The following is a 5,349-nucleotide window of genomic DNA, read 5'->3' as shown; positions in this document are numbered from 1 at the left end:
AGCTTTTCAACTAAATCAAGTTTGATTGATTATATGTGAATCAATTGATGCTATATATACAACTGCTTGGGTGTTGTATAGTCAAGCCTCACGAGCAATTAGTATTGGTCAGCTTCATGCGTCACCGCACTTCCACATCCAACCTATCAACGTCGTAGTCTTCAACGGCTCTTTAGTGGACATAAAGTCCAAGGGAAATCTTATCTTGAGGTAGGCTTCCCGCTTAGATGCTTTCAGCGGTTATCCCTTCCGAACATAGCTACCCGGCGATGCGACTGGCGTCACAACCGGTACACCAGAGGTTCGTCCACTCTGGTCCTCTCGTACTAGGAGCAGATCCTCTCAAATTTCCAGCGCCCACGGTAGATAGGGACCGAACTGTCTCACGACGTTCTAAACCCAGCTCGCGTACCTCTTTAAATGGCGAACAGCCATACCCTTGGGACCTGCTTCAGCCCCAGGATGAGATGAGCCGACATCGAGGTGCCAAACACCGCCGTCGATATGAACTCTTGGGCGGTATCAGCCTGTTATCCCCAGAGTACCTTTTATCCGTTGAGCGATGGCCCTTCCATACAGAACCACCGGATCACTAAGACCTACTTTCGTACCTGCTCGACTTGTGGGTCTCGCAGTTAAGCGCGCTTTTGCCTTTATACTCTACGCGTGATTTCCGACCACGCTGAGCGCACCTTCGTACTCCTCCGTTACTCTTTAGGAGGAGACCGCCCCAGTCAAACTACCCACCAGACATGGTCCTCGCTCCAGATCATGGAGCAGAGTTAGAACCTCAATATTACCAGGGTGGTATTTCAAGATTGGCTCCACCGAAACTAGCGTCTCGGTTTCAAAGCCTCCCACCTATCCTACACAAGTAAGATCAAAGTTCAATGTCAAGCTGCAGTAAAGGTTCACGGGGTCTTTCCGTCTAGCCGCGGGTACACCGCATCTTCACGGCGATTTCGATTTCACTGAGCCTCTGCTGGAGACAGCGCCCCCATCATTATGCCATTCGTGCAGGTCGGAACTTACCCGACAAGGAATTTCGCTACCTTAGGACCGTTATAGTTACGGCCGCCGTTTACTGGGGCTTCGATCAAGAGCTTCGCTTACGCTAACCCCATCAATTAACCTTCCAGCACCGGGCAGGCATCACACCCTATACGTCCACTTTCGTGTTTGCAGAGTGCTATGTTTTTAATAAACAGTTGCAGGGGCCTGGTTTCTGTGGCTGCTCTCAGCTCAGGAAGCAAGTTCCATCACCAAAAGCAGCGTACCTTCTCCCGAAGTTACGGTACCATTTTGCCTAGTTCCTTCAGCAGAGTTCTCTCAAGCGCTTTGGTCTACTCGACCTGACCACCTGTGTCGGTTTCGGGTACGATTCCAGTGTAACTGAAGCTTAGAGACTTTTCCTGGAAGTATGGTATCAGCCACTTCACTGTACAAGTACAGCTTGCTGTCAGATCTCAGCATAGAGTACCCCGGATTTGCCTAAGATACATGCCTACTTCCTTTCACCTGGACAACCAACGCCAGGCTGACTTAACCTTCTCCGTCCTCTCATCGCATTACACTGAAGTATTGGAATATTAACCAATTTCCCATCGACTACGCCTCTCGGCCTCGCCTTAGGGGTCGACTCACCCAGCCCCGATTAACGTTGGACTGGAACCCTTGGTCTTTCAGCGAACGGGTTTTTCACCCGTTTTGTCGTTACTCACGTCAGCATTCGCACTTCTGATACCTCCAGCAGACTTCTCAATCCACCTTCATCGGCTTACAGAACGCTCCCCTACCACTTACACTAATGTGTAAATCCGCAGCTTCGGCATATAGTTTTAGCCCCGTTACATCTTCCGCGCAGGCCGACTCGACTAGTGAGCTATTACGCTTTCTTTAAAGGGTGGCTGCTTCTAAGCCAACCTCCTAGCTGTCTATGCCTTCCCACATCGTTTCCCACTTAACTATAATTTTGGGGCCTTAGCTGGCGGTCTGGATTGTTTTCCTCTTGACTACGGACGTTAGCACCCGCAGTCTGTCTCCCGGATAGTACTCATTGGTATTCGGAGTTTGCATCGGTTTGGTAAGTCGGGATGACCCCCTAGCCGAAACAGTGCTCTACCCCCAATGGTATTCGTCCGAGGCGCTACCTAAATAGCTTTCGGGGAGAACCAGCTATCACCGAGTTTGATTAGCCTTTCACCCCTATCCACAAGTCATCCCCTGGCTTTTCAACGACAGTGGGTTCGGTCCTCCAGTTAGTGTTACCCAACCTTCAACCTGCTCATGGATAGATCACCCGGTTTCGGGTCTACACCCAGCAACTAAACGCCCTATTAAGACTCGATTTCTCTACGGCTCCCCTAATCGGTTAACCTTGCTACTGAATGTAAGTCGCTGACCCATTATACAAAAGGTACGCAGTCACCGAACAAGTCGGCTCCCACTGCTTGTATGCATGCGGTTTCAGGATCTATTTCACTCCCCTCACAGGGGTTCTTTTCGCCTTTCCCTCACGGTACTGGTTCACTATCGGTCAGTCAGGAGTATTTAGCCTTGGAGGATGGTCCCCCCATATTCAGACAAGGTTTCACGTGCCTCGCCCTACTCGACATCATTATCTAAGCCCTTTCGTGTACAGGACTATCACCTACTATGGTCGCACTTCCCAGAGCGTTCCACTAAAGCTTAGATAACTTAATGGGCTTTTCCCCGTTCGCTCGCCGCTACTGAGGGAATCTCAATTGATTTCTTTTCCTAAGGGTACTGAGATGTTTCACTTCCCCTCGTTCGCCTCATAAACCTATGTATTCAGTTTATGATACCCGCCTTATAGCGGGTGGGTTTCCCCATTCAGAAATCTCCGGATCACAGGATATTTGCCGCCTCCCCGGAGCTTATCGCAGGCTATTACGTCTTTCATCGCCTCTGACTGCCAAGGCATCCACCACATGCACTTAATTACTTGACTATACAACCCCAAACAGTCGTTTGATCCTACAAGTAGATCAACCAACGTTACAGTTTAGAGCTTCGTGAATTTAATCACTGTACAGCTTCAATTAGATTCATATACCAAAACGCTTGATTCAGTTAATTTCGCTAGTAACTCATTTCATTCAACTTTCACAATTGCTTGTTAGGTTAAATCAAACGAGTATGAACAAATTATTTCAACTCAAATATATTCTGTTAATGATTTTTCCAGCCTTCGTCAGGTCAGGAAACTGTGATAAATCACAGAGCTTAATAACAATGAAGCGAATCATACGCCACTTTGTTGCTAAGCTCTATAACCTAAACACTTGATCGCTTAAGGACTAAGCTAACAATCGTTTGATTGTTTATTTTAGCTTCGTTCTTTATACATTCCGAAGGAATGTATGGTGGAGACTAGGAGAGTCGAACTCCTGACCTCCTGCGTGCAAAGCAGGCGCTCTACCAACTAAGCTAAGTCCCCAGCTTATCAATAAGTCAATGTCTCTGATTTTCCGTACTTCGTCAGTAGTGGTGGGTCTGACAAGACTTGAACTTGTGACCCCACGCTTATCAAGCGTGTGCTCTAACCAACTGAGCTACAGACCCTCAGATACATCGTCATGAAGAACAACTTGTTGTGGATTCTTACCAATCGTCAATCTTTCGTTAAGGAGGTGATCCAGCCGCAGGTTCCCCTACGGCTACCTTGTTACGACTTCACCCCAGTCATCGGCCACACCGTGGTAAGCGTCCTCCTTACGGTTAGACTACCTACTTCTGGTGCAACAAACTCCCATGGTGTGACGGGCGGTGTGTACAAGGCCCGGGAACGTATTCACCGCGGCATTCTGATCCGCGATTACTAGCGATTCCGACTTCATGGAGTCGAGTTGCAGACTCCAATCCGGACTACGATCGGCTTTTTGAGATTAGCATCTCCTCGCGGAGTAGCAACCCTTTGTACCGACCATTGTAGCACGTGTGTAGCCCTGGTCGTAAGGGCCATGATGACTTGACGTCGTCCCCGCCTTCCTCCAGTTTGTCACTGGCAGTATCCTTAAAGTTCCCGGCTTAACCCGATGGCAAATAAGGAAAAGGGTTGCGCTCGTTGCGGGACTTAACCCAACATCTCACGACACGAGCTGACGACAGCCATGCAGCACCTGTATGTAAGTTCCCGAAGGCACCAATCCATCTCTGGAAAGTTCTTACTATGTCAAGACCAGGTAAGGTTCTTCGCGTTGCATCGAATTAAACCACATGCTCCACCGCTTGTGCGGGCCCCCGTCAATTCATTTGAGTTTTAGTCTTGCGACCGTACTCCCCAGGCGGTCTACTTATCGCGTTAGCTGCGCCACTAAAGCCTCAAAGGCCCCAACGGCTAGTAGACATCGTTTACGGCATGGACTACCAGGGTATCTAATCCTGTTTGCTCCCCATGCTTTCGTGCCTCAGCGTCAGTATTAGGCCAGATGGCTGCCTTCGCCATCGGTATTCCTCCAGATCTCTACGCATTTCACCGCTACACCTGGAATTCTACCATCCTCTCCCATACTCTAGCTTCCCAGTATCGAATGCAATTCCCAAGTTAAGCTCGGGGATTTCACATCCGACTTAAAAAGCCGCCTACGCACGCTTTACGCCCAGTAAATCCGATTAACGCTCGCACCCTCTGTATTACCGCGGCTGCTGGCACAGAGTTAGCCGGTGCTTATTCTGCGAGTAACGTCCACTATCTCTGGGTATTAACCAAAGTAGCCTCCTCCTCGCTTAAAGTGCTTTACAACCAAAAGGCCTTCTTCACACACGCGGCATGGCTGGATCAGGGTTCCCCCCATTGTCCAATATTCCCCACTGCTGCCTCCCGTAGGAGTCTGGGCCGTGTCTCAGTCCCAGTGTGGCGGATCATCCTCTCAGACCCGCTACAGATCGTCGCCTTGGTAGGCCTTTACCCCACCAACTAGCTAATCCGACTTAGGCTCATCTATTAGCGCAAGGTCCGAAGATCCCCTGCTTTCTCCCGTAGGACGTATGCGGTATTAGCATCCCTTTCGAAATGTTGTCCCCCACTAATAGGCAGATTCCTAAGCATTACTCACCCGTCCGCCGCTAGAAATCGGTAGCAAGCTACCTATTCCCGCTCGACTTGCATGTGTTAAGCCTGCCGCCAGCGTTCAATCTGAGCCATGATCAAACTCTTCAGTTTAAAATCAATAGTACATATAGTGTACCAATCTTGGCTCATCAATTACTGACAAAAATTTGCTCAAATAAACTTCGAGTAATTTCTACCATCAATCAATGAAAATAATTTCGATCGATCAATCAGTAAAAATCCACACAAGTTGTTCTTCATAATCTCTTAATGAT

2 tRNA genes and 2 rRNA genes are annotated in these 5,349 nt (G+C 48.8%); all 4 read right to left on the bottom strand.

Features of this window, described 5'->3' with window-relative positions:
* Window positions 1-77: 77 nt before the first annotated feature.
* Window positions 78-2,971: ribosomal RNA gene (locus FTU22_RS16190) — 23S ribosomal RNA — on the bottom strand.
* Window positions 2,972-3,384: 413 nt separating this feature from the next.
* A tRNA-Ala gene (locus FTU22_RS16185) sits at window positions 3,385-3,460 on the bottom strand.
* Between the two features lie 48 nt (window positions 3,461-3,508).
* Window positions 3,509-3,585 (bottom strand) — tRNA-Ile (locus tag FTU22_RS16180).
* 61 nt (window positions 3,586-3,646) lie between these two features.
* A 16S ribosomal RNA gene (locus tag FTU22_RS16175) occupies window positions 3,647-5,185 on the bottom strand.
* Together the 16S and 23S rRNA genes with 2 tRNA genes alongside form the textbook arrangement of a ribosomal RNA operon.
* Window positions 5,186-5,349: the final 164 nt, after the last annotated feature.

The organism is Acinetobacter sp. YH12076 (genome assembly GCF_013419525.1).
Classification (GTDB): domain Bacteria; phylum Pseudomonadota; class Gammaproteobacteria; order Pseudomonadales; family Moraxellaceae; genus Acinetobacter; species Acinetobacter amyesii.
The sequence above is the reverse complement of the archived record's forward strand: the minus strand, read 5'-3'. Positions and strand labels throughout refer to the sequence as shown.